This window comes from Nocardia albiluteola, from assembly GCF_018860155.1.
Taxonomy (GTDB): domain Bacteria; phylum Actinomycetota; class Actinomycetes; order Mycobacteriales; family Mycobacteriaceae; genus Nocardia; species Nocardia albiluteola.
Map to the genome: position 1 here is coordinate 146,340 of NZ_JAHKNI010000016.1, position 22,801 is coordinate 169,140.

Here is a 22,801-nt window from a genome sequence, read left to right on the forward strand (position 1 = left end):
GTCGCGAGAAGATTCCACACATCCAGGGAGGCGGTGTCCAGGGCATGACGACGGTCGACAACGGAACCGGTGTCGGCGCGCACTACTGGACGGTGACGCTGACGCCACCGGCGCAGGCACCGACAGCGTTGCGTGACTTCGTCGCCATGGCGCAGAACGCCATTCAAATGGCGGTCGACCTGCTCGGCCGCAGAGCTCCCGAACTTCCCCCGGGAGTGGACGATCTGATGACCCCGACGATCTATCAGAGCCTCGGCACAGGCGAGGCCGACAAGAACTACAAGGCGATTCTGGCGGCGGTGGACCAGCGCAGGGATTCGCTGCTGGGCACCGACCAGACGGTCCTGCAGGCCGCCATCACGGTGTCGGCGCGCAGCGACACCGTCCTGCGAACGGCCGAGGGTGTCGTCGATCAGTTGCAGACCGAATTGAAGTCGATCACCGGCAAATTGACCGCCGCGCAGACCGCGGCCCTCATGCAGCAGATCGGCTACGCCGTGGACGTGGTCAACGCCCAGGTCACCTCGGTGTACGAGGCCAATCACGGCACCGCAGGGTCCCACGGTGCGAACGGTGGCGGGACGGGCAGCGGCGCGCCGACGCCTTCGAGTCCCACCGACCCCGGGGGCAGTCCGGCAAATCACAACGCAAATAACAGCACACCCACCAATCCGACTCCCACAACGAACGCCTCGCCCGCTTCGGAAACAGCCGCTACCGCGGACCCCACATCGTCGCTGCTGCAAAACATGGAGATGCAGCAGGCGCTGCAGGGTTTCTCGCAGAAGCCCTCGAACCGCGATCAGTCCGCAGGCGGCGCCACCAACTCCTCTGGTACCCAGCAGGGTTCGCCGTCGACCCCGCAGGATGCCACATATCAGACGGGGGGAAGCCAAACGGGAACGGGCGCACCGGCTTCCGCGACGTCGGCGCAACCGGTGGACGCGAACGGGAATCAGTTCCCCACCAAGACGATCGACGGGGTGTCCGTGCAACTCTCGCCCGTCGTCTGGCACGCCGTGGACAACGCGTTGAACTGGCACAGCGGCTGCGACGGCTACGGCGCCTACGGCAACACCGCGGGCGATCCGTCCACGTGGAGGCCCGTCGACCCGAACGATCTGCATACCGGCGACGTCATCGCATGGGACGACCGCAGCGCGATCATCGTGCGCGACAGCAAGGGGCTCTTCATGATCAACAATGGAAAGCTCGTGCCCTTGGATCCCTCCGCGTCCTTCGGGGAACACCCTCCCGGCTTTCTCCATCCCCCTGTCCCGATTCCGCCCGATGTCACCCAGCCGGTGGTCCAGAACGCCTCGAATCGGCCCGCGAACGTCGTCAGCGCGATCACCTGATCCGATCTCCGGTGTGGCACATCGCCGATTCCTGCCGGGATCGTCCCGGTTTGCCGCAATTCCCCAGGGCCCTTGTGTCGCCCCGTTCCCACGTTAATCCACCACTAGCGGTTGATTAGCTATGCTTGCCCGCGAGGTCGTGCTCAGGCGCACCGGCGGCGCAGTTCCAGCCGCGAATTACTCGTGTCGGGGGTTTCACAGCGCCGGCACAGCCTGCGCACAGTGCAATGCAAGCGCTCCACCGCCTACTGGTAATCACAGCCGGAGCCGTTCCCGGCCGCCACGCCCGTGCACGAACTGACGACAGAAAGGCTTCTCGATGGCGAAGGATCTGACCCAGCTGGAAATCCTGAGGGAATTGGAGCCGGTTGCCGAGCAGAACCTCGAGCGCCACCTGTCGATGGCCAAGGAGTGGCATCCGCACGACTACGTGCCCTGGGACGACGGGCGCAACTTCGCCGCGATGGGCGGGCAGGACTGGGATCCCTCCCAGTCGCAGCTCAGCGAGGTCGCCAAGGCGGCGATGGTGACCAACCTGCTCACCGAGGACAATCTGCCCTCGTACCACCGCGAGATCGCCGAGAACTTCTCCCAGGACGGCGCCTGGGGCACCTGGGTCGGCCGCTGGACCGCCGAGGAAAACCGCCACGGCATCGTCATCCGCGACTACCTGGTGGTGACGCGGGCGGTGGATCCCGTTGCGCTGGAACGAGATCGGATGATCCACATGACGAACGGTGTGCAATCACCGGCCGATTGGGGCGGTTTCCTGCAGAACGTCGCCTATGTCACCTTCCAGGAGCTGGCAACCCGTGTCTCGCACCGCAATACCGGCAAGGCCTGCCAGGATGCGATCGCCGACCGCATGCTGCAGCGCATCGCCGCCGACGAGAACCTGCATATGATCTTCTACCGCAACCTCTGCGGGGCGGCCCTGGACCTGGTCCCCGACCAGCAGATCGAGGCCATCACCCGGATCGTCACCAACTTCGTGATGCCCGGCCACGGCATGCCCAACTTCCGTCGCAACGGCGTCCTGATGGCCAAGCACGGCATCTACGACCTGCGCCAGCACCTCGAGGAGGTCGTCGCGCCGGTGCTGAAGATCTGGAACGTCTTCGGCCGCAACGATTTCACCGCCCGGGGCGAGCGGGCCCGCGACGAGCTCGCGGAATTCCTGGAGAAGCTGGGGAAGGACGTGGTCAAGTTCGAGGAGCAGCGTGACCGCGCCCTTGCTCGCGAGGCGGCCCGGGCCGAGCGAGAAGCGGTCAGCGCCTAGGGAACTCGGCCCACGTGCGCCGCCGGTGATCGCCCGATCCAGGACGGTCCTATCGTCCTCGACCGGGCGGCCGCGAGTTCAGTGTGCCGCTGCCGGAGTGGTGGCTGGGGGGTTCGTTGTGACGGTCGCCGGCGGGGGCTGTTGGGGCGCAGCGGGTGCCGCGGATGGATCCCCGGCCTGTGTTGCGGTGCCGGACTGCGGATTCTGCACGGGCGGCGGGCTCGGTGGTGCCTGCGGTGTCTGTGGTGCCGCGGTCGCCGGTGCCGCGGTGGCCGGCGCCGCGGCGGTGGGCTGGGGCGCGGGGCTGGGTTGCTGCGCCGGACCTTGTTGCTGCGTGGGCGCGTTTCCGTTCTGCGGGCCCGATTGCTTGTGGTCCTGCTGGTCTTGATGCTGACCCAGCCCGAGTGCCTGGAGCACCGGCTGCGCAACCTGCGCCAGCATCGGCAGCGCCATCATCCCCACGATCGGAAGCAGCTCGAGCAGTGACCCCAGCCCCCCGCCCGAGGATCCGGAGCCGCTGCCCTGGCCCGGGGTGCCCGATCCACCACCCCCGTCGCTGCCGCTGCCCGAACCGCTGCCCGATCCACTGCCGCTTCCGTCCGAGCCGGATCCGGATCCGGATCCGCTGCCCGTGCCGCCCCCGTTCGCACCCGAGGACCCCGCGGTGCCGTGATTGGCCTCGTACACGGAGGTGACCCGGGCATTGACAACGTCCACGGCATAGCCGATCTGCTGCATGAGGGCCGCGGTCTGCGCGGTGGTCAATTTGCCGGTGATCGACTTCAATACGGTCTGCAACTGATCGACGACACCCTCGATGTACTGCAGGGAGGCGTCCGTGCGCGCCGACACCGTGATGGCGGCCTTCAAGACCGTCGCGTCGGTCCCCATCAGCGAATCCCTGCGTTTGTCCACCGCCGCGAGCAGGGCCTGATAGTTCTGGTCGGCCGAGCCGGTACCGAGGCTCTGATAGATCGGAGCCCCCAGCAGATCGTCCACTATCGGGGGCAGCTCGGGGGCGCCGCGGCCGAGCAGGTCCACCGCGGTTTGAATGGCGTTCTGCGCCATGGCGACGAAGTCACGCAACGCCGTCGGTGCCTGCGCCGGCGGCGTCAGCGTCACCGTCCAGTAGTGCGCACCGACACCGGTCGTGTCGTTGGCCGTCGACATGCCCTGGACACCGCCTCCCTGGATCTGTTCCCATTGTGGAATCTTCTCGTGACTGGGAATCGTATTCGTGTCGGCGCCGCGCGCCTGGTCCCATGTCTGGGAACGACGTCGCCGCGGTAACGGCACAATGAGGTGACCCGAATCGAGAGGGGGTAACGAGCATATGGGGGCCGGAGGTATGACGTCGTTGGTGACCGACGACCTTCCCCGCGTGCTGCAGTCGCTCTTGAATCTTTATGGCACCGGCACGCCCACGAGCGCCCGTGCCGCCTCGATCCGGGATATCGCCGAAACCGCCCCCGGCCCCGCGAATTCCGGAATGGATGCCTATCACGATACCCGTGGAATGCAGCGGGCGGTGGCTGAATCGCATGCCGGCAGAGACGAACTCGTGCACAAGGCCGTCTCCGAATCCGGCGCGGGGACGATGAACGGGCGCGGCCGGATCACCGATCATATTGCCGACTTCCGAGCCCGTGCACAGGCGATCGCCGCGTGCGGGGATACCCGATTCGGCGGGGCCGCACTGCTGGACGCGGCTCAGCACGCCGTCACCACCGCGACTCGGCAGGTCACTTCGGATGTGAACGCCGCGCGGGAACAGGCATCGCGGATCGCGCCGCCGGTGACCCCGGTGTCGCGGATCGGTGGCCGCAAGGCCGTCACCACCCGTCGGCGGCGTGGCAGTCGTGGTCGCCGCGGAGGCTCCGCTGCCCGGGCGAATCTCGCGCCTGCCTCGGACAGCACGGCGGGCGGCGAGGCGGTCAGGGCGGCGGGGGCCTGGCTCGGCTCGCCTTATGTATGGGGCGGCGGTGGTTTCGAGGGGCCGAGCGACGGCGGCTTCGACTGTTCCGGGCTGACCCAGTACGCGATCGCCCACGCTAGCGGCGGCCACGTCATCCTGCCTCGCACGACCTACGAGCAGATCTACAGCGGTGTCCGGGTGCCACTGCATGATGTGCGCCCCGGAGATCTGGTGTTTCCGGCGAGTTCGTTCAGCGCGCGCGGTCCCGAGCATGTGCAGCTCGCGGCCGGGAACGGAATGGTTATCGAGGCCCCGCATTCCGGTGCGACCGTGACGATGTCGCGGATGCCGAGCCGGGCGGTGGTCGTCCGGGTGCTGTGAGGCCCGCGGCCGACGGTCCGAGAAAGCGGCCGTAGCCGGCGGCCGGGTCTCGGCCGCCGGCTCCTGGAGGTCAGATCGACAGGATGAGGACTGGCGATCTGAGAATTAATATACACCTGACTAGCGGCACAGTCAACAATGGCCCGTCAAATGGCGTGAAGATGCTGCATATCGGCCTTCCCGATATTGGGAATAGGTGGCATCGTCTCGTGATCGCGAGTGTCTATCGTTCGCTGCAGACGGAGTGCGGTGGAAGGGATGTCCGAGTTGTCAGCGGCCGAGGACGCGTTCTATACGGGGGTACAAAGTCTCGGATTGGTCGCCGGGGGTGGCCGAAACGAGCCGCATGCGCTGGCCGCGTTCCGCACGGCCACCGATCTGGATCCGGATATGTGCGATGCCTGGCTGGGCCGGGCCATGGCCGGAGAGGTCACCGACGAGGTGATCTACGGCGCCTACCGATCCATGCACAATCTCTACCGCGATCAGCAGCGCGCGGGCCTGGCCGATCGGTCACTGTGGTGTCAGGTCGAGGTCGGCATGTACGGCCTGCGGGTGGCGATGGCCGACCGCGACCAGATCGCCATCGCGCAGGCGTGTTCCTATGCGATCGGCGGCGAATGGCAGGAGGCCGCGGCCATCCTCGGGCAGGTGCCGCGCGACGAGGTGGCCGACTTCGTGCGCCTCTCGCTGTACTTCCGGACCAAGCGGTGGCACGACGTGCTGTCGGCGCGCTCGGCCCGGCCGATGCTGGACGACGGGCTGCTCGACATCGCCGCCGAGCTGATGACCGCGGAATCCCTTGCACACCTGGACCGCATCGGGGAGGCGTTGCCGCGGGCCCAGCGCATCGTGGAGGACAGTTCCTCGGGCAGCCTGTCCTACATCTGGGCCGACGCGCATTACCTGCTGGGAATGCTGTTGCGGCACAACGGAGACCATGAGCAGGCCGATCGAATCCTGAACGGGCTGCAGGGCTCCGCGCTGTGGCCCGACCGCCCCGACTGGCAGCGTGCGGTGCGGGACAAGACATATCGGCTGGAGATCACCAGCGAGCAGCTGCTGTCCACACGAACCAATCAGTGGGATCCGACCACCGGCGAGGACCCAGCCGCGCATGCCGCCACGGCCGCGCGGGCCGAACGCGACGGCCTGCTGGAGGATGCATCGGATCTGCTGGATGCCCAGATCGGCATGGACTCGGTGAAGGAACAGGTCGATCGGCTCAAATCCGGCGTGCTGATGGACCGGGTGCGGGCGCAGCGAGGCCTGGCGGTGGAGTCCCGCTCGCAGCACCTGATCTTCTCCGGGCCGCCCGGCACGGGCAAGACCACCATCGCCCGCGTGATCGCGAAAATCTTTGCGGGCCTGGGGGTCGTGGAGAATCCGGAGGTGGTGGAGGCCTCCCGCAACGACATGGTCGGCACCCATCTCGGCCACACCGCGCCCAAGACCAACGCGCTGATCGACTCCGCGCTGGGTGGGGTGCTGTTCATCGATGAGGCCTACACCCTCGTGCAGGAGGGGTTGTCCGGCGGCGACGCCTTCGGCAAGGAGGCCGTGGACACCCTGCTCACCCGCATGGAGAACGACCGGGACAAGCTGATCGTGATCATTGCCGGGTACGAGGATCAGATCGACCGCTTCCTGGCCTCCAACGAGGGCCTGTCCTCACGATTCACCAAGCGCATCCGCTTCTCGAGCTACAACGCGGACGAGCTGGTGCAGATCGCCGATCACGTTGCGCACAAGAAGGATACGATCCTGTCCCACGGCGCCCGCGAGGTCCTGCACGACCGCTGCGAGGAGCTGGCCACGCAGAATCGTAACGGCCGCAAGCTGATCGATCTAGTCGGCAACGGCCGCTTCATGCGCAACGTCATCGAGGCCGCCGAGGGGGAGCGCGACTACCGCTTCACCCGCGACAGCCTCGACGTGTCGGCGATGACCAACGAGGAACTGATGACCATCGACGAATCCGATATCACCCGGGCGCTGGCAGGCCTGGCGCCGGCGAGGTAGTCGGGTGCCTCGGTTCCGGGTCGTTACCCGGCATCAGATCTCGGGCTGGCGATTCCTGTTCCGGCGCATCGAACATGCGCTGGTGCGCCGCGATGCCTCGATGGTCGACGATCCGGGGCGCGGCCGCTCCACCGCACTGTCGGTCGGGGTCGCGCTGGCATGCGTGGTCGTCCTTGGTTCGGCGGTGCTGGCCTTCTTCAAGCCCGCCCAGAAGGTGGCGCAGGCGAAGATCGTCTCCGAGCAGAACACCGGCGCGCTCTTCGTGCACATCGGCGATCGGCTCTATCCCGCGGTGAATCTCACCTCGGCGCGACTGATCGTCGGTGAGGCGTCGAATCCGGTGCCGGTCTCGGACGACGAGCTGTCGAAATATCCGCGCGGTCCGCTCGTCGGCATCCCCGGTGCACCCGGCAGCACCGCCGACAACGGCCCCCGCGACTCCACGTGGACCGTCTGCGATTCCGCCCGTACCGGCGCCCAGGCCCCGCTCAACCGGGCCGGGCTGCCCACCACCGCCCAGCGCCCGGTGTGGACGACGGTGATCGGGGGTGCGCTGACCGTGGACGGCGACGCCGATCACGACCTGCCCGATGGCCAGGCCCGGCTGCTGAGCAGTGGTTCGAACACCTGGCTGGTATATCGCGACAACAGCAAACAGGTCGTGCGCGCTCTCATCGGTCTGACGGACTCGGCGGTGATGCTGGCACTGGGCATCGACGCGACCTCCCCGGTGCTGGTCGCCTCCGCGGGTCTGATCAACGCGATCCCGGAGGCGCCCGCGATCAAGGTGCCGCAGATAACGGGCGCGGGGCGCGTGATTACCCTGTCGTCGGGACTGGCCGTCACCGTCGGCTCGGTGCTGACCACGTACACCCCGGATCGCTTCCAGACCTACTACGCCGTCACCGAATCCGGTGTGCTGCAGATCAGTCCGGTGCTCGCGACCATGCTGCGCAGCGGGTACGCACATTCCGGCGCGACGGCGACCACCGTCGGCCCGGACGTGATCGCCGCGAACCTACGTCCCGGCACCTGGCCCGGCACGGAAACCTTTCCGGCGCACCCGATCCAGCTCGTCGACACCGATCGGTTCACCGTGTCCTGCTACCACTGGTACCGGTCCGCGTCGGCGCAGAACGCGGTCGCCGATTTCCTTGTGGGGCAGCGGCTCCCGCTCCCGATCAGCCAGCAGAACAGCCCCGTTGCGCTGGTGACCGCGCCCGCCTCGAACGGCAGTACGGCCGACGCCGCGTACCTGACCGACAGCCTGGGGCGGTTCGTGCAGGTGACCGGCGTAAATCAGGGTTCCGCGCGCCGGGAGTCGCTGTACTGGATCTCCGGCAGCGGGGTGCGATACGGGGTCGACGTCCAGCTCGACCAGAGCTCGGTCGACCCCACCCTGTCGGCGCTCGGATTGCGCGCTCCCGTGCTCGCGCCGTGGAACATCGTCTCGCTGCTGGCGGTCGGACCGACGTTGTCGCAGAAGAACGCCCGGCTCGCGCACGACGGCGTCGCCGCCGACGAGGCCGCGGTGGGACTGGGTGGAGGTAGCTGATGACGACCCGTAGGTTCGTGCGTCCCGCCCGAATGGTCAAGGGGCCCAAGGCTCCCGCGGTCACCGAGTTGCGCCTGCAGCCACCGACCGAGCTCCCCAAGCCGGTGCCGCCGTCCCGGATCAAGACGATCATGCCCGTGGTCATGGTGACCTCCATGGTCGGCATGATGGTGATGATGTTCCGCGGTGGCGGCACACTCTCTCCGACCATGCTGATGTTCCCGATGATGATGCTCACCTCCGTATTCGGCATGGTCGGTGGCGCATTCGGCGGCGGAGCCGGCTCCGCCGGGCTCAACGAGGAACGCAAGGACTATCTGCGCAGTATCGGCGAGCACCGAAAGATGGTGCGCGACGCCGAGATCGAGCTGTCCACCTATCTGCGCTACACCCATCCCGGGCCCGCCGCGCTCGCCCCGATCATCGGCGGCACGCGCATGTGGGAGGTCCAGATGTCCAGCCCGCAGTTCCTGCGCGTACGGATGGGCCGGGGCCGGATCACCAACCAGGTCAGGGTGATCGTGCCCGAGGCCGCGCCCACCTCCGACCTGGATCCGGTCGGCGTGGTCGAGCTCACCCGGTTCGCCAAGGCGTATTCGACCGTCGGGGGGATGCCGATCGCGATCAACCTGCTCTCCGCGCCCCTGATCGGCCTGGATGGCGATCGGGGCGCCCTGGTCGCGCTGGTGCGTGCGATGATAGCCGAGCTCGTCGTGCTGCACGGACCCGACCAGGTCGCCGTCGCCGCCGTGCTGCCCGATCCGGATGCGCCCGGCTGGGACTGGCTCAAATGGCTTCCGCACGTGCAGCATCCGTCCGAGACGGATGCGCTCGGGCCGAGCCGGATGGTGTATCAGTCCGTCAGTGAGCTGCGAGTCAAGGTGTTGTCCGGACTCAACCGGGGTCCGTTCACCGCCAACGCCGATCCCAGCCTGGAACGTAAGCACTACGTACTGATCGTCGACGTCGGGGGTCCCGCCACCGACCGCGACATCTCCGGCATCGACGGCTGCACCTGGATACGCGTAAGTCCCGGCGAACAATCCCTGCCGCGTGCACTGCGGTTCACGGTGGACCCGGACCGTTCACTGCACGAGGTGAATTCGCGTGGCATGCGGCGCATCGGGGTGGCCGACGCCATGTCCGCGGGATCGGCCCTGTCGCTGGCGCGTTCGCTGTCGCCGTATCGCCTCTCCACGGTGGTGGAGGCGGTCGCTGCCGAACAGGCCACGGTGGGGACCACCTGGCCCGAGATGATGCGCATCGCCGACGCGGGTGCGATCCGGGTGGAACGCCAGTGGCCCCGGCGGCGCGACGCCGACCGCTCCCGGCTCAATATCCCGTTCGGATACGACCCGGCGGGCGGCATCGTGCACCTGGACATCAAGGAATCCGCCGAGGACGGCATGGGCCCGCACGGCATGTGCATCGGCGCCACCGGCTCGGGCAAGTCGGAATTCCTTCGGACCCTGGTGCTTTCGGCCGTCGCAACGCATTCACCCGACACGCTGAACATGCTGCTGGTCGACTTCAAGGGCGGTGCGACCTTCCTCGGCTTCGATCGCCTGTCCCACGTCACCGCGGTCGTGACCAACATGGAGGAGGAGGCGGACCTCGTCACCCGCATGGAGGACGTGATCAACGGCGAAATGGCCAGGCGCCAGCGCATTCTGCGCGACGCGGGAAACTTCGCCAGCGTCGCGGACTACGAGCGGGCCCGCGAGCAGGGCGCGAAACTCCCGCCCATGCCGACGCTGCTGATCGTTCTCGACGAATTCGCCGAACTGCTGGAGCAGCATCCGAATTTCACCAAGCTGTTCGTCGCGATCGGCCGCCTGGGCCGCTCGCTGCGCATCCACCTGCTGCTGGCCTCCCAGAAAGTCCCCGCCAGCCGCATGGGTGAACTCGAGGCGCACCTGTCCTACCGAATCGCGTTGCGCACCAACCAGACCAGTGATTCCCGGGACGTCATCGGCACCGCCGATGCCTACCATCTGCCCAAGAAGCCGGGCGCGGGCTACCTGCGTGTCGGCTCGGGAGACCTGCAGCGTTTCCAAGCGGCCTATGTCGGCGAGCCCTATGCCGCCCCCGCGCAGGCCAGCGTCGGCGGCGGAAAGCGCCAGAACCGCTCCGCCGGGGGATACCGTCCGCCGCAACTGTTTCTGGCCGCCCACATCACCGAGACCAAGCCGGCCCCGGTCGCCGCTTCGGTTGTGGCCCCCGCGCCCGCCGCCGACGAGGGCGAGCCGATCACCGTGATGGAGATTGTGCTGCAGCAGCTTTCCGGGCACGGACGCCCGGCCCATGTGATGTGGTTGCCGCCGTTGGGCATTCCGGCGACCGTGGACCAACTCGTCACCGCGGTACAGCCCGGCATGCTGCAGGTTCCGCTCGCCATCATCGACAAGCCGCGCCAGCAGCGCCAGGACGTCTGGTCGATGGACCTGTCGGGGGCCGGTGGTCACGTGGCCGTCGTCGGCGGTCCGCAGTCGGGCAAATCGACTGCGCTGCAGACGCTCGTCATGGCCGCCGCGGCCACCCACACCCCGGAGCAGGTCCAGTTCTACTGCCTGGACTTCGCCGGCGGTCTGGCCGGTCTGCGCAATCTCCCGCACGTCGGCTCCGTCGCGTCGGCTCGTGACGGCGACCGAATCCGCCGGACGTTCGCGCTGATCAACAACCTGATCGCCGCACGCCAGGCACTGTTCGCGGAGCTCGGCATCGACGGCATGCGCGAATTCCGCCGCCGCCGGAACTCGCCGCAGGAGTCCGCCGAACTGACCGCGCGCGGCGACCTGCACGGCGACGTGTTCTTCGTAGTCGACGGCTGGGACATCGGATTCGCGGTCACCGGGCCGTATTTCGACGAATACCTGTCCGTGATGGAGGCAATCGCGGTCCAGGGCCTGAATTACGGTGTGCACCTGGTGATCAGCAGTTCGCGCTGGGCGGCGGTCCGATCCTCGATCAAGGATCTGCTGCAGACCCGCGTGGAGATGCGCCTGGGCGACCTCACCGACACCGCCTTCATGGCCCAGCGGGCCCTGGTCGCCTCGGTTCCGCCGGATCGCCCCGGACGCTGTATCTCCGCCGACGCCCTGCACATGCTGACCGCGCTCCCGCGGGTCGACGGGGTCGGGGAGGCCGCGACCGTCGGCACCGGAATTGCCTCGGCCATAGAGTATTTCGCCCAGATGTACGGCGGTCGCCGAGCGCCGGAGGTGCGGCTGCTGCCCGCGCAGATCACCCTCGACGAGATCACCGCCGGGCGTCCCCAGCCGGTGTCGCTGGCCCAGCGGCTCGTGCTGCCGTTCGGCGTCCGGGAATCCGATCTCGGCCCTGCCGCAGTCGATTTCGGGGCCTCCACGCACCTGATCGTGCTGGGGTCCTCGGGCAGCGGAAAGTCGACCGTGGTGTCGGCGCTGCTGCGGTCGATCGGCCGCCAGTTCACGCCCGATCAGGCGAAGGTCGTGCTGATCGACTACCGCCGCAGGCATATGGACCTGGTGCCGGAATCGCAGCTCATCGGCTACCTGACCAGCGAACGCGACGTGTTCGACAGCCTGCCGGGTTTCGCCGCGACGATGCGCAACCGCCGCCCGCCGGACGGCGTCACCTCCCAGCAGCTCCGGGATCGCTCGTGGTGGAGCGGGCCGGAGGTCTTCGTCGTGATCGACGACTACCACATGGTGGCCCAGCGCGGTGCGATGAATCCGCTGGATCCGTTGAAGGACATCATCGTCGACGGCCGCGACACCGGACTGCACGTGATCGCGGCCCGCAATATCGCCCAGGCCGACACCGCGATGTACGACAACGTGCTCGGGCAGATGAAGAACCTCAATTCCTCGGGCTTCATCATGGACGGATCGAAGCTGGACGGCACGCTCATCGGTGACGTGAAGGCGAGCAAGCAGCCGGTCGGCCGTGGCATCTTCGTTGAGCCTATGCATTCACGCCGTGACCTGGTGCAATCCGCGTGGACGCCGGATTGATTCCTCGAGTTCCCACAAGTGGGAATGGCTTAGTTTTCTCCTTATACGGCCGGTTCGAGCGGGCCGGCGATGAGGAGGCATTTCAATGACTAGTGTTGAACTCCACGAGGGCCTGACCGGCGTTGCCAGCTCGCACATGCAAATCGCGGCGGGGGTGGGGGCGGCGATTTCCGTGAATAGGGTTCCGGCCAGCCCGAAGCCGGGCGCACTGGATGTCGTGACATGCATGATCTCCCAGGTCATGACGGCATACAACCCCACGTTCTTCACGCCGACCTGCACCGCGGTGGGGTACCAGCAGGCCGGTTCGAGTGCAGTGCACCAGGCGAATTCGACATATCACAGCACAGATGCCTCGGGCGGCGCGGAAGTCGCCTCCCGGGACGTCTTCCTCCGATCCTGACGAGCCGAGGTAGCGGTCGATGACTTCGCCCTATTCATACCTCCAGAATCCGAACCAGCCCCCATCCCACGACGTCAACACCGTCACGACGACGCAGGTCTCCCCGACGGGCGCCACCCAGACGCCCGATGGTTTCCTGCCCGTGGACCGCGCGGATCCTACGCCCGACCAGCCGGGGTACGGCGTCTATGCGCCCATACCCGACGCGGCGAGATATGTGGTGACCCCGCTCACCCACGCCCAGCAGGTGCAGCAGGTGGGTCAGCTGATGGGTTCGCTGTCGAGCTTTGCGCAGACATTCGAATTCATTGCTCTGCCACCGGAAGTCAACGCCGCGCGCCTGACCTTCGGGGCGGGCGAGGTCCCGTTGCAGGGAGCCAACGCCGCCTACACCGCGATGGCGGCTGCATTGCACACCGCGGCGGGTGACTCCGACGGAACCACGGCCACGATGACGGGGATCTGGCCGACGGGCCATACCGCGCAGGCCGCATTCAGCAATCACGCCGGCTGGTTGCACGGGCAGGCCGAAAACGCCGCGCGCAGCGCCCAGGTCGCCTCGGCCGCGGCCGGTGCCTACATGTCGGCGGTCGGCATCATGCCGCCGGTGGCGGAGTGCCTGGCGGCCAAGGCGGCGGCCGCTGCCGCAATGACTGCCGCGGCCACCACGGGAGCGATGACCCCGGCGGCCCTCGGAACGGAGCACTATTACGACGTCGTGCTCCGGGGGCAGGCCGCGACATCGATGACAACGTATTCGGCTGCGGCGAATACCATCGTGGCGGGTCTGCCGACCGTGACTCCGCCGCCGGAGATCACCAGCGGCGGTGGCGGTGGTCCGGGTGGTCCGGGGCTGGGGATGCCGGTCATCGGCGGTGGCGGTGCCCCGCTGTCGCCGCCCACGGCAATCGGTAGCCCGGTCTCGCTGGCCGGCCAGTCGCTCACATCGGCCGGTTCGCAGGCTGTCACCTCGGCCGGTTCGCAGGCTGTCACCTCGGCGGGAACAACGCTCGGCAATCAGGCGGCGAACACGCTGGGACAGGCTGCGGCACAACAGCTTCCGAGTCTCGGCCCCGGCGATTCGGCCCTGGCCGACGCGCTGAATCCGCCCGGCGCGGAGAATCTCCCCGACTACGCCGGCTACGGACAGCACTTCGACCCCTACGGCCTCGCGCCGTATTCCAGCACGCTGGCCGGTCTCAGCGGCGGCGCCGTGAGCATGGTCGCGATGAACATGGTGCAGGGCGGCGTGGGCACGATGTCCGGCGCCGCAACGGGTTTCCGGATGCCCAGCAACTGGGTCGCCCGTACGGCAAAGGTTTTCGGCGCGCTCGACGAGCAGGCCCCCGAATCGGTGGCTCCCTCCGCCGCATCGCGGGGTGCGAGCGCACCGGCCGAGCAGATGCGGCGGGACAAGGAGAAGAAGCGTAAGGCATCCGGAAGGGTCATCGCGCCCGGCGCGGATCCGAACGTGCCGGACCTGGAGGACGCGCCGGTAATCGGCGTTCTCGAATTCCGCGACGACGAGGCCGTCCAGGATGTGGCCGATGATCTCGCGCTCTCGTTCGGGGTTCTGGAAAACGCCGACGAGGATCCCGCGCCGCAATACGTCGCCGGTGATTCCCATCGGGACTGAAAATAAGGACCGATCCGAAAGGAACAGGAAATGACACAACCATTAACCGGTGACAAGGCGCAGCTGCAGACTGCGGCGGACAAGATCCATTCGTGCTGGTTGGACCTGGGAAGCCAGCTGGGAGAGCTTTCCTACGCGCAGGGGGGCCTGCAGGCGGCCGCGCAGAGCGACGGTATCGGGCAAAAGATCTTTTCCGCCCTCGGAAATGCCTGGGAGCAGGGGAAGGCCCTGGAAGGCACCATGGGCGACGTTATGGAAGCACTGTCCAATGCTGGCGCGCACATCGATGCAACGGATTTGGCAGGCGCGGAGCAGCTTGCCCGTGAGGTCGCATCCGGGGCTGCGACCCCGGAAATGGGTAACTGGAGCGGCAAGATCGATACCAGCGCTTTGAGTTCGTTGACATAGTTGCTCCCAATTCGATAACAGATACGGAAGGAAACAGGCATCATGAAGTTCGAATTCGCCGCCATCGATGGGCACACCGATCACTTGCGGCAGATCATTACGAAAATGGAGAATACTCTGGCAGACATGCAGGCTGCGCAGAAAGGCCTGATGGCAGTGGCGTCCGGTGCGGGAATGGACGCGCTCAAGCAGGTAGCGGCGAGCTATGGAACCAAGCTCGATAATTACAACGCGGCCATGAGGAAGCTGGAGATCGCCATCGGCGACGTCGCCGGCAGTCAAGGTGCGATGTCGCAAACCGACCGGAACAACGCCAACCGCTTCATGGCCATCAAGGTTTAGTGGGGCTACCGCACTTGTCCGAGATGTCGTCCGCGTCACCACGTGACCAGCCCGCGCCGGGCTGGGAACTCGGCAATGACGCGGACACCGACCCGGTCTCGATCGAGGTGAATGTCGATGCCGCCCTCTTCCTGAAGGATCTGGTCGGCATCGACTCCTATCCGTGGGTGCTGGCGCTGCGGCCGAATATCTTCCTCATCGCCGAGCGCAACCGGGTGCGCGAGGTCATCAGGCCACAACTCGCCCACGCGGGAATTCTGGTCGACGGGAAGGTGCATCCGGTGGTCGAGCACTGGCTGGAATGCCTCTATCGGCCCGACGTCGAAATGCTCGCGCGAATCGCCGACACCGGCCTGGAGGGAGAGGAGGCCGACAAGGGCGCGCTACGCATGTCGCTGGTGCGCCGCGGTACGGATCATGTGCTTGCCATCCGCAACGGCGATCACGTGGTGATCCAGTCGGTGTTCTGTCGTCCGGGCGGGTTCGAGACGGTCTGTGAGGCCCTGCTCGCGGCGTTGGGTCCCTCTCCTGCGCTGAATTTCGCCCCGATGACCGCGACACTCGAGCAGTTCGCGGAAGTGCCGCCGGGGCAGGAGCGGCGCAGGGCACTACAGGAGCTGGGTGCGCAGGCGCATACCGCGGCCGTACTGAGCCGCGCCATAGATCAGGTCATGCGGCGTACGGAGGTGGCGATGATCGAGCATCACGATGGCGCGGAGACGATTCCGGAGATCGTGTTGACCGTGCAGGACACCCTGTCGGGACGCATCGTCGTGACGCCCCGGGCGGCGATGGACGGGCAGATACGGTACACCTTCGCGCCCGGTGACGACGCCGCCGTGCTGTCCGGAATGCGGGCCCTGGTCGATCTGATGCCCGGCCACAGCTGGTTCGACACCAGCCGGAGCGATTGATCGTGTGTCGCTACGGCTTTCGAGAGGGTGAGGAAATATGAGCCGGACGAATACGAATGGCGACACGGCGCGGACCGTCCGCACGCGCGGCGGGTACGACGCCTACTTCACCCAGAATGCCGTGGCGATCGACGGCGTGGAGGCCCGCGGGGCGTATCCCGCCGTGCCCCTCGGTGAGCACGGAACCGGCGCGGTCGAACCCGCGTCCGGATCGGTCGCCGACAGGCCGGATGATCAAGTGCAACCGGACTTTTCGGAGTCCGGGCGGACTCGGAAGATCGATCGTCCCTGGCCTACCCAACAGGTTTCGGCCGGTCCGCAGGAGGGCGGCGCCGGCGAGCCCGGTCCGATTCCGGCGCAGCCCGTCGCACCGCCCGCAACATTCGCTTCGTCCGCCGTGTCCGAGCCGTTCGCTCCGTCCGCCGTGTCCGAGCCGTTCGCCCCGCCCAGTGTGTCCGAACCGTTCGCTCAGCCCGCAATGTCGGAACCGCTGAGCCCGCAGGCCGCACCGGTGGGTGAGGTTTCGACGCCATCCGGCGATATCTCCGCACGGCACAACATCTCCGCACGGCACAACCTCGTACCGGGCTCGAACCAGGCATCCGTCAGGCCCGACGAGGTCACGGCGCAACCCGGCGAGGGCACCGCACGCCCACCCGAGGCTGCCGTGCAGCCACCCGAGACTTCCGCTCAGCCACCCGCGGCCGCCCAGCCACCCGAGGTCGAGATCCCCTACTCGCAGGCCGCCTCGCTGGCGCGTCGCGATGTCACCACCACGGGACCGCACGCCACCCACATGCCCGGAAGCCAGTGGGCGGCAACATCGGCGGCTCCGCCGTGGGCGCAGGGTCCCACCGCCTACACCACCGCCCACCCCGAGGTCCATCGCCCCGAGGTCATGCCGGCCACCCTGTCCTCGCAGGATCTGCTGAGCCAGATCGCCGCGATGAAGCAGGCCAAGCTGCGCTCCAACGCCGGTATGCGCGGCGCGCTGAACAAGGTCGGATTCAACCTCGGCCTGTCCCCGGCCGAGCGGCGGTTCGAGGACCGGCGGTCGCGCATTCGCCGCCCGCTCAGCAGGACCTATCAGATCGCTGTGCTGAGCGTGAAGGGCGGCGTGGGCCGGACCACGATCACCGCGACGCTCGGATCCACCTTCTCGCACCTGCGCCCGGACCGGGTGGTCGCGGTCGATGCGAATCCGGATTTCGGGGACCTTGCCACCCGCACCAGTCGCCACCCATATGGGCTGACGCTGCGCGACCTGGCGTATGCCCAGAACCTGGACGCGTTTTCGGCAGTGCACTCGTATACCGCGATCAACTCCGCGGACCTGGCGGTCGTCGCCTCGCCATGGACGACGGAATCCGTCGAGGCGCTGTCCGGGCCCGAATTCGCCGCGGCCACCGATACTCTGCGCCGCCACTACAACCTCATGCTCGTCGACTGCGGCACCGGAGTGCTGACCTCGGCGACGAATACTGTGATGCGATCCAGCGATTCGGTGGTCGTGGTTACTCCCGCCACGGTCGGTGGCGTGAAAGGCGCTGTGGCGACCCTCAATTGGCTCAATATGCACGGATTCCCGCATCTGGTCGAGAATTCCATCGTGGCGATCGTGCATCAGCGGCCGGACAAGCCGATCGTGGAGGTGGCCGAGATCGAGAAGCTGTTCGCCACCGTCTCCCGTCCGACCTGCGTGGTGCCCTACGACCAGCACCTGGCCGAGGGCGGCGAGATCGACCTGCGCCTGGTGGACAAGGAGACCGCGGTGGTGTTCGAGGAGCTGGCCGCGGCGCTGGCGGACAACTTTTCGGGATTCACCGACGGCCGCCATGCCGAATCGGGAGGCTACCGATGACCAGCACCGCCGTCGCGCCGGCGCCCGCCGCGCCGTCGCAGCCGTCAGCGGAGGTGGCGCGCGCCCGGATCGCGGTCATGGTGGCGACCTATCAGGTCGACGTGGCGCTGCCCACGAAGTTCACGATCGAGACGTTCATCGACGATTTGCTGGGCGTGCTGTCCGACGCGATCGACGACGACACAGTCGATTTCACACCCGCGGCCGGGCAGTGGAGCCTGGCCCGCCCCGGTGAGGCGCCGATTCCCCGGTGGCGCAGCCTCTCCGACTACCACGTCGTCGACGGCACGGTGATGATGCTGTCGGTCGTGGAATCGGCCGAGTCGTTCACCCCGATCGTCGAGGACGTCACCGACGCCCTGGCGATGATCAACGAACGCGAATTCGCCGAATACGACGCGGACGCCTCGGTTGTCGCGGGCGTGAGCATGGTCGGCGCGGCCGCGCTGGCGATCGCGGTGATGCTGTCGTGGATCTGGACGGACACCGGGTCGGCGCTGTGGTGCGCGGTGCCCGCGCTGCTGCTGGGCGCGACGAGCTGGCTGGCGGCCATGGGGATTCGGCGGCGACCGGGAGCCGCGCGCATCGCCCTGGGCCTGACGATCGCATCGATTCCGCTGCTGTTCGCGGGCGGGGCGATGCTGGTGCCGCCCGCCTACGGACATCCGGGCCCGTTCGCGGCCGCGAATCTGGCCGCCGGCGCGGTGGTGGCCGCGGTGGCATCGGCTGCGATGCTGCGGATTTCGGGCCACGGGGTGACGGTGCTGTTGGCGGTGACGGTGCTCGGCGCGGCTCTCGCGATCGCTGTGCTGCCCGCGACCTATCTGGATATTTCGGCGAAACAGGTTGCCGGAGGCGTGGTTCTCGCGGGTCTGGTGCTGCTGACCTCCGGGCCGCGACTGGCGGTGCTGGCCGCGCGAATTCGGCCGCCGGACCTGCCCGACCCGGGCACCGAGGTCGCGCCCACCACCCTTGCCGACATCTTCGACGCCGAGTCCGGTCGTGAGGACGAGTTCACCGAGGAGGCCGGCGACCCCTGGGTGGCTCGGTCCGACGGCATCGAGGCCCGTGCCCGGCTGGCCGTGCTGAGCCTGCGCGGACTGATCGTGGCGATCACGATCCTGTTGTCCGGAGCCACGATCTGCGCCGCGGCGGTGAGCCCGGGCGGTATCCGGGAGATCGTGCTGGCCGTCGCGGTTGCCGGCATCCTGGGTATGCGCGCGCGCTGGTATCCGGACCGCGTGCAGGCCGTTGCGCTGGTCGCCGCGGCGGCGACCACGGTGATCGGTGTGGCCTTCGTCGAGGTCGGCGCGTATCACACCCCCTATGCCCGGCTCGCGGTGCCGCTCGTGGTGGCCGCCATAGCGACACTGGGTTGTGTTGCGGCCGTCCGTCTTCCGGGAGTGCGGCTGTCGCCGGTGACCCGGCGGCTGACGGATCTGGCGGAGTATGCGCTGATCCTGGCCGTCCCCGTGCTGTCCTGCTGGATCATGGGGATCTACACCGCGATGCGTGCGATCTGATGGTCCGTGGGTTCGACGGTGTGAGCGTGCGGCCCCGCAGGGGTGGTGCGGGATCGCTCCGGGGCACCGTGTCGTGCATGCTGGTCGCCGCCGGGTGTTTCGCGATGTCCGCCGCGCCCGCGGCGGCGATGGCCCCGCCACAGGTGATCGTGGGGGCCCCGATGGTGGACGGCCCGCCCGGCCCGGAGCTGCCCGTCCAACAGGACAAGGGCTGTCTGGGGACCGGTGTGCTACCGCAGAGCGATCTGTCGCGGGTTCCGCCGCCGGAGCAGATGCTGAATCTGGACAAGGCACGCACCCTCAGCCGCGGTGCGGGGGTCACCGTTGCGGTGCTCGACACCGGGGTGAGCCCGGATGCGCGGCTGCCGCATCTCCTGGGCGGCGGGGACTACGTGACCAGCGGCGGGAACGGGTTGTCCGACTGCGACGCGCACGGCACGCTGGTGGCCGGAATCATCGGCGCCGCCGCGGATCAGGCGGACGGATTCACCGGCGTCGCACCGGATGCAAACATCCTGTCCATCCGCTACCGCTCGGATGCGTTCAGCGTCAGGGCCAACGGCAATTTCGATCAGGCGCAACAACTTGCGCTGCAGGTGCGCACACTCGCCCGCGCGATCGTCCATGCGGCGAACATGGGCGCGGGGGTGATCGTGGTCTCGGTGCCGATCTGCATGCCCGCGGCTTCGGGCGTGGATCAGTCGATACTGGCCGCCGCGGTCGGTTACGCGTCGCGCGCGCGCGACGCGGTGATCATCGCGGGGGCCGGGACGGCCGGGGAGAACGGCTGCGACAAGAATCCCGACGTCGATCCCAGCCAACCAGGCGATGTGCGCAATTGGCGTGATGTGCAGACCATTTCGACGCCGGGTTGCTTCAGCACGGACGTGGTCGCCGTCGGATTCACCACGGCCGCCGGCGTCCCGGTGGGGAATTCGATGCTGGGACCGTGGGTTTCGCTCGGCGCGCCCGGAACCGGCATCGAATCCCTCGGCCCCGGTGGGGGTGCCCTGATCAACGGTGTCGCGTCGGGTAGCTCGCTGACCCCGGTCGGTGGTTCCTCGTTCGCCGCCGCCTATGTCGCCGGGGCGGCCGCGCTGCTGCGTTCCCGCTTCCCGCGCGAGAACTCGCAGGACATCATCGACCGACTCGCGGCCAGCGCCCACGAACCGGCGTGGGGCGTGGACGACGCGATCGGAGTCGGGGTCATCGACCCGGTCGCGGCGCTGGGGTATCGCACGCCGCCGCGTGCGCCGGCCGGGGTGAATCAGGCTGCGCGGCTGACGATGCCGCCGCCTCCGCGCCCGGCCGATCTGCGCCCGGGCATCGCGACGGCGGCGGTGATCGCGGCGGTTCTGGTGCTGGGTGCGGTGGTACTGGGCGCGAACAGGTTCCGGAGGCGTGAATGAGCTTGGTGCGGGTTCGGATCGGCGGCGTGGAGCGCGGTCCGTTCGCCGTTGTCGCGGTAGGGGGTTCGCTGGCGGTGACCGGTCTGATCGGGCGCACGCCGTGGTGGGTGAGCGCGGTGGTGGTGACGACCCTGCTGTTTTCGGTCGCGGTACAGGTGGGGGCCCGGACGCCGGCTCGGGCGATGATCGACTGGAGCACTTATCGTTTCGGCCTGGCGGCGCGGGCCCGGCTACGGGCGAATCTGCCACCGGCGTGGGATGTCGAGGTTTCCGCCGGAGTATGCGGGGTCAGCGGGAACGAGGTCACCCTGCTGTCGATGATTCAGCTCGCCCCCGACCTGGATCTGCCGACCATCATTTCGGACAAACTGATCTACACCGAGGACACGGTCTCGGTTGCGGGGCTGCTGCCGATGCTGGATCAGTTCGGCATCGCCGTCGACATCGACATCGTGACGACCGGGCAGCGCCTGCGCCCGACCGGCAGCTACAGCATGCTGTACGACCAGTTGATCGGCTCGCAGCCGGTGGTCGGGCACCGGCTGACGTGGCTGGTGGTGCGGCTGGATCAGGAGCGGAATCTGCCCGCGCTGTCCCGGCGCGGGCCGTGCGAGACGGTCGCGCCGAAGGCACTGGCCATCGCGACGCATCGCATCGCGCAGCGGCTGCGCGAACAGGGCCTCTCCGCCCACGCGCTGCCGGCCGATGCCTTGGTCGAGGCGACCCTGCTGCTGCACGCCGGGGTGGAACCGGCCGAATTGCGGGAAACCTGGCGGCATCTGCAGTCCTCGGTGCCCGGCCGCTGTGTGACCAGCTATCTGGTCGACTGGACCCGGATGAACGGCGCGAGCCTGGACGACTGCTGGACCTGGAATCGCGGCCACACCACAGTGGTGGTGAGCCTGAGCGCCGACACCGTGGGCCCGCGCGCGCTGGTGCGTTATGTCGGGCCGCCCACCCGGCGGGCGCCGGCCGGCTACCTGCGTTCGCTGGGCGGTTTGCAGTCCACCGCGCTGCTGGCCTCGCTGCCCACGGCCACCTCGATACGTGCGCTGCCGCAGGCCGATTCGGGAATCGACACCGCGCCTGAAGAGGTGCTGGAGGAGCTCGCCGTGGCGATCGGGCCCAACGGGCAGATCCTGGGCGCGATCAGCGGGCAGCCCCGGCATACCCTGGCGCTGCCGCTGTACGACCCGGCCCGGTACAACCCGCAGCGCCGCACGATCGACGTGCACGCCGTGCTCCCGGTGGCGCAGCAGATCGTGTTGCGCGCCATGGCCGTCGGGGCCGACGTGGAGGTCCATTCGGCGCGGCCGGATCGCTGGCAGCAACTGGTCGCCGCGATCGGCGACACTCACTCGCTGCGCCTGGCTACCTCGGCAACCGATACGGAAGACAGTGTCGGAGAGGATGATTCGGCATCGGTGACGATTGCCGTCTTCGATCAGGTGCCGCCGCGGGCCTCCGCCGCGCACACCACGGTGACGATCAGCGATCCGGGTGCCCCGCACCGCCGGAATGCGGACCTGACCATCGAACAGGTCGGCCACGCGACTGTCGACGTGAGCATTCCGATGCGCACGGTGCGGGTGGATCTGATCGAGCCGCACGGCGAGACGCGGTATTTGCAACCACCCGGCTATGTTGCGGCACCGCCCGCCTCGGCCGTGCCGGTCTCGGCGGCGCCCGCATTTGCCAGCGGCTCGGGTCCGGTGTCGGTCCCCGATACGCGACACATCACATAGGCGAATCCGATGGCGCTACCTGGGAAACAGCAATCCGCGGTGGAATGCCCACGGC

General features: G+C 67.9%; 16 protein-coding genes. 15 read left to right on the plus strand and 1 reads right to left on the minus strand.

Annotated features, from left to right (window positions below):
- Nucleotides 1-44 precede the first annotated feature (44 nt).
- A complete protein-coding gene (locus KO481_RS35515) occupies nucleotides 45-1,358 on the plus strand; it encodes a hypothetical protein (protein ID WP_215922881.1) in 1,314 nt (437 codons plus the stop codon).
- A 319-nt stretch (nucleotides 1,359-1,677) separates the two neighbouring features.
- Nucleotides 1,678-2,637, plus strand: a complete 960-nt coding sequence (locus KO481_RS35520; RefSeq protein ID WP_215922882.1) for an acyl-ACP desaturase — start codon at nucleotides 1,678-1,680, stop codon at nucleotides 2,635-2,637.
- A 78-nt stretch (nucleotides 2,638-2,715) separates the two neighbouring features.
- On the opposite strand, the gene KO481_RS35525 is transcribed toward KO481_RS35520, so the two are convergent.
- Nucleotides 2,716-3,807, minus strand: a complete 1,092-nt coding sequence (locus KO481_RS35525; RefSeq protein WP_215922883.1) for a hypothetical protein — start codon at nucleotides 3,805-3,807, stop codon at nucleotides 2,716-2,718.
- Nucleotides 3,808-3,985: 178 nt separating this feature from the next.
- Between KO481_RS35525 and KO481_RS35530 the strand changes: the two genes are divergently transcribed.
- The 13 genes from KO481_RS35530 (at nucleotide 3,986) to eccE (ending at nucleotide 22,746) form a co-directional block, all read left to right on the plus strand.
- Complete coding sequence (locus tag KO481_RS35530) at nucleotides 3,986-4,933, plus strand: C40 family peptidase (protein WP_215922884.1); 948 nt, start codon at nucleotides 3,986-3,988, stop codon at nucleotides 4,931-4,933.
- A gap of 258 nt (nucleotides 4,934-5,191) precedes the next feature.
- The gene (gene eccA / locus KO481_RS35535) at nucleotides 5,192-6,955 is read left to right on the plus strand and encodes a type VII secretion AAA-ATPase EccA (RefSeq protein WP_245401985.1); all 1,764 of its coding nucleotides are present in this window, start codon (nucleotides 5,192-5,194) and stop codon (nucleotides 6,953-6,955) included.
- Nucleotides 6,956-6,959: 4 nt separating this feature from the next.
- Nucleotides 6,960-8,510, plus strand: coding sequence for a type VII secretion protein EccB (eccB, locus tag KO481_RS35540; RefSeq protein ID WP_215922885.1), 1,551 nt, complete (start codon nucleotides 6,960-6,962; stop codon nucleotides 8,508-8,510).
- On the plus strand, nucleotides 8,510-12,505 hold the full coding sequence (gene eccCa / locus KO481_RS35545) for a type VII secretion protein EccCa (protein ID WP_245401986.1): 3,996 nt from the start codon (nucleotides 8,510-8,512) through the stop codon (nucleotides 12,503-12,505). Before eccB ends, eccCa begins: the two co-directional genes overlap by 1 nt.
- An 85-nt stretch (nucleotides 12,506-12,590) precedes the next feature.
- Nucleotides 12,591-12,908 carry a hypothetical protein gene (locus KO481_RS35550; RefSeq protein ID WP_215922886.1) on the plus strand — a complete coding sequence of 106 codons (318 nt, stop codon included), beginning with the start codon at nucleotides 12,591-12,593 and terminating at the stop codon, nucleotides 12,906-12,908.
- A gap of 19 nt (nucleotides 12,909-12,927) precedes the next feature.
- Entirely contained in the window at nucleotides 12,928-14,544 is a 1,617-nt protein-coding gene (locus tag KO481_RS35555) for a PPE domain-containing protein (RefSeq protein WP_215922887.1), read from the plus strand.
- Nucleotides 14,545-14,574: 30 nt separating this feature from the next.
- Entirely contained in the window at nucleotides 14,575-14,952 is a 378-nt protein-coding gene (locus KO481_RS35560; protein WP_215922888.1) for a death domain-containing protein, read from the plus strand.
- 42 nt (nucleotides 14,953-14,994) lie between these two features.
- Nucleotides 14,995-15,294 (plus strand): hypothetical protein, encoded by a 300-nt coding sequence (locus KO481_RS35565; RefSeq protein ID WP_215922889.1) that lies wholly within the window; start codon nucleotides 14,995-14,997, stop codon nucleotides 15,292-15,294.
- Between the two features lie 23 nt (nucleotides 15,295-15,317).
- A complete protein-coding gene (locus KO481_RS35570; RefSeq protein WP_215922890.1) occupies nucleotides 15,318-16,208 on the plus strand; it encodes an ESX secretion-associated protein EspG in 891 nt (296 codons plus the stop codon).
- A gap of 37 nt (nucleotides 16,209-16,245) precedes the next feature.
- Nucleotides 16,246-18,069: a MinD/ParA family ATP-binding protein gene (locus KO481_RS43630; RefSeq protein ID WP_245401987.1), complete on the plus strand. Its 1,824-nt coding sequence runs from the start codon at nucleotides 16,246-16,248 to the stop codon at nucleotides 18,067-18,069.
- Entirely contained in the window at nucleotides 18,066-19,592 is a 1,527-nt protein-coding gene (gene eccD, locus KO481_RS35580; protein WP_215922891.1) for a type VII secretion integral membrane protein EccD, read from the plus strand. The genes KO481_RS43630 and eccD overlap by 4 nt, the downstream gene beginning before the upstream one ends.
- Before the next feature lie 77 nt (nucleotides 19,593-19,669).
- Nucleotides 19,670-21,001: a type VII secretion-associated serine protease mycosin gene (mycP, locus tag KO481_RS35585; RefSeq protein WP_215922892.1), complete on the plus strand. Its 1,332-nt coding sequence runs from the start codon at nucleotides 19,670-19,672 to the stop codon at nucleotides 20,999-21,001.
- On the plus strand, nucleotides 20,998-22,746 hold the full coding sequence (eccE, locus tag KO481_RS35590; protein WP_215922893.1) for a type VII secretion protein EccE: 1,749 nt from the start codon (nucleotides 20,998-21,000) through the stop codon (nucleotides 22,744-22,746). Before mycP ends, eccE begins: the two co-directional genes overlap by 4 nt.
- Nucleotides 22,747-22,801: the final 55 nt, after the last annotated feature.

What these genes read in the sequence shown, in the direction of transcription:
- KO481_RS35565 (WP_215922889.1), top strand. Translation starts at nt 14,995, where the DNA reads ATGAAGTTCGAATTCGCCGCCATCGATGGGCACACCGATCACTTGCGG.
- eccE (WP_215922893.1), top strand. Translation starts at nt 20,998, where the DNA reads ATGAGCTTGGTGCGGGTTCGGATCGGCGGCGTGGAGCGCGGTCCGTTC.
- KO481_RS35525 (WP_215922883.1), bottom strand. Translation starts at nt 3,807, where the DNA reads ATGTCGACGGCCAACGACACGACCGGTGTCGGTGCGCACTACTGGACG.
- KO481_RS35530 (WP_215922884.1), top strand. Translation starts at nt 3,986, where the DNA reads ATGACGTCGTTGGTGACCGACGACCTTCCCCGCGTGCTGCAGTCGCTC.
- KO481_RS35520 (WP_215922882.1), top strand. Translation starts at nt 1,678, where the DNA reads ATGGCGAAGGATCTGACCCAGCTGGAAATCCTGAGGGAATTGGAGCCG.
- eccCa (WP_245401986.1), top strand. Translation starts at nt 8,510, where the DNA reads ATGACGACCCGTAGGTTCGTGCGTCCCGCCCGAATGGTCAAGGGGCCC.
- KO481_RS35560 (WP_215922888.1), top strand. Translation starts at nt 14,575, where the DNA reads ATGACACAACCATTAACCGGTGACAAGGCGCAGCTGCAGACTGCGGCG.
- mycP (WP_215922892.1), top strand. Translation starts at nt 19,670, where the DNA reads ATGCTGGTCGCCGCCGGGTGTTTCGCGATGTCCGCCGCGCCCGCGGCG.
- eccA (WP_245401985.1), top strand. Translation starts at nt 5,192, where the DNA reads ATGTCCGAGTTGTCAGCGGCCGAGGACGCGTTCTATACGGGGGTACAA.
- KO481_RS43630 (WP_245401987.1), top strand. Translation starts at nt 16,246, where the DNA reads ATGAGCCGGACGAATACGAATGGCGACACGGCGCGGACCGTCCGCACG.
- KO481_RS35555 (WP_215922887.1), top strand. Translation starts at nt 12,928, where the DNA reads ATGACTTCGCCCTATTCATACCTCCAGAATCCGAACCAGCCCCCATCC.
- KO481_RS35570 (WP_215922890.1), top strand. Translation starts at nt 15,318, where the DNA reads ATGTCGTCCGCGTCACCACGTGACCAGCCCGCGCCGGGCTGGGAACTC.
- KO481_RS35550 (WP_215922886.1), top strand. Translation starts at nt 12,591, where the DNA reads ATGACTAGTGTTGAACTCCACGAGGGCCTGACCGGCGTTGCCAGCTCG.
- eccD (WP_215922891.1), top strand. Translation starts at nt 18,066, where the DNA reads ATGACCAGCACCGCCGTCGCGCCGGCGCCCGCCGCGCCGTCGCAGCCG.
- KO481_RS35515 (WP_215922881.1), top strand. Translation starts at nt 45, where the DNA reads ATGACGACGGTCGACAACGGAACCGGTGTCGGCGCGCACTACTGGACG.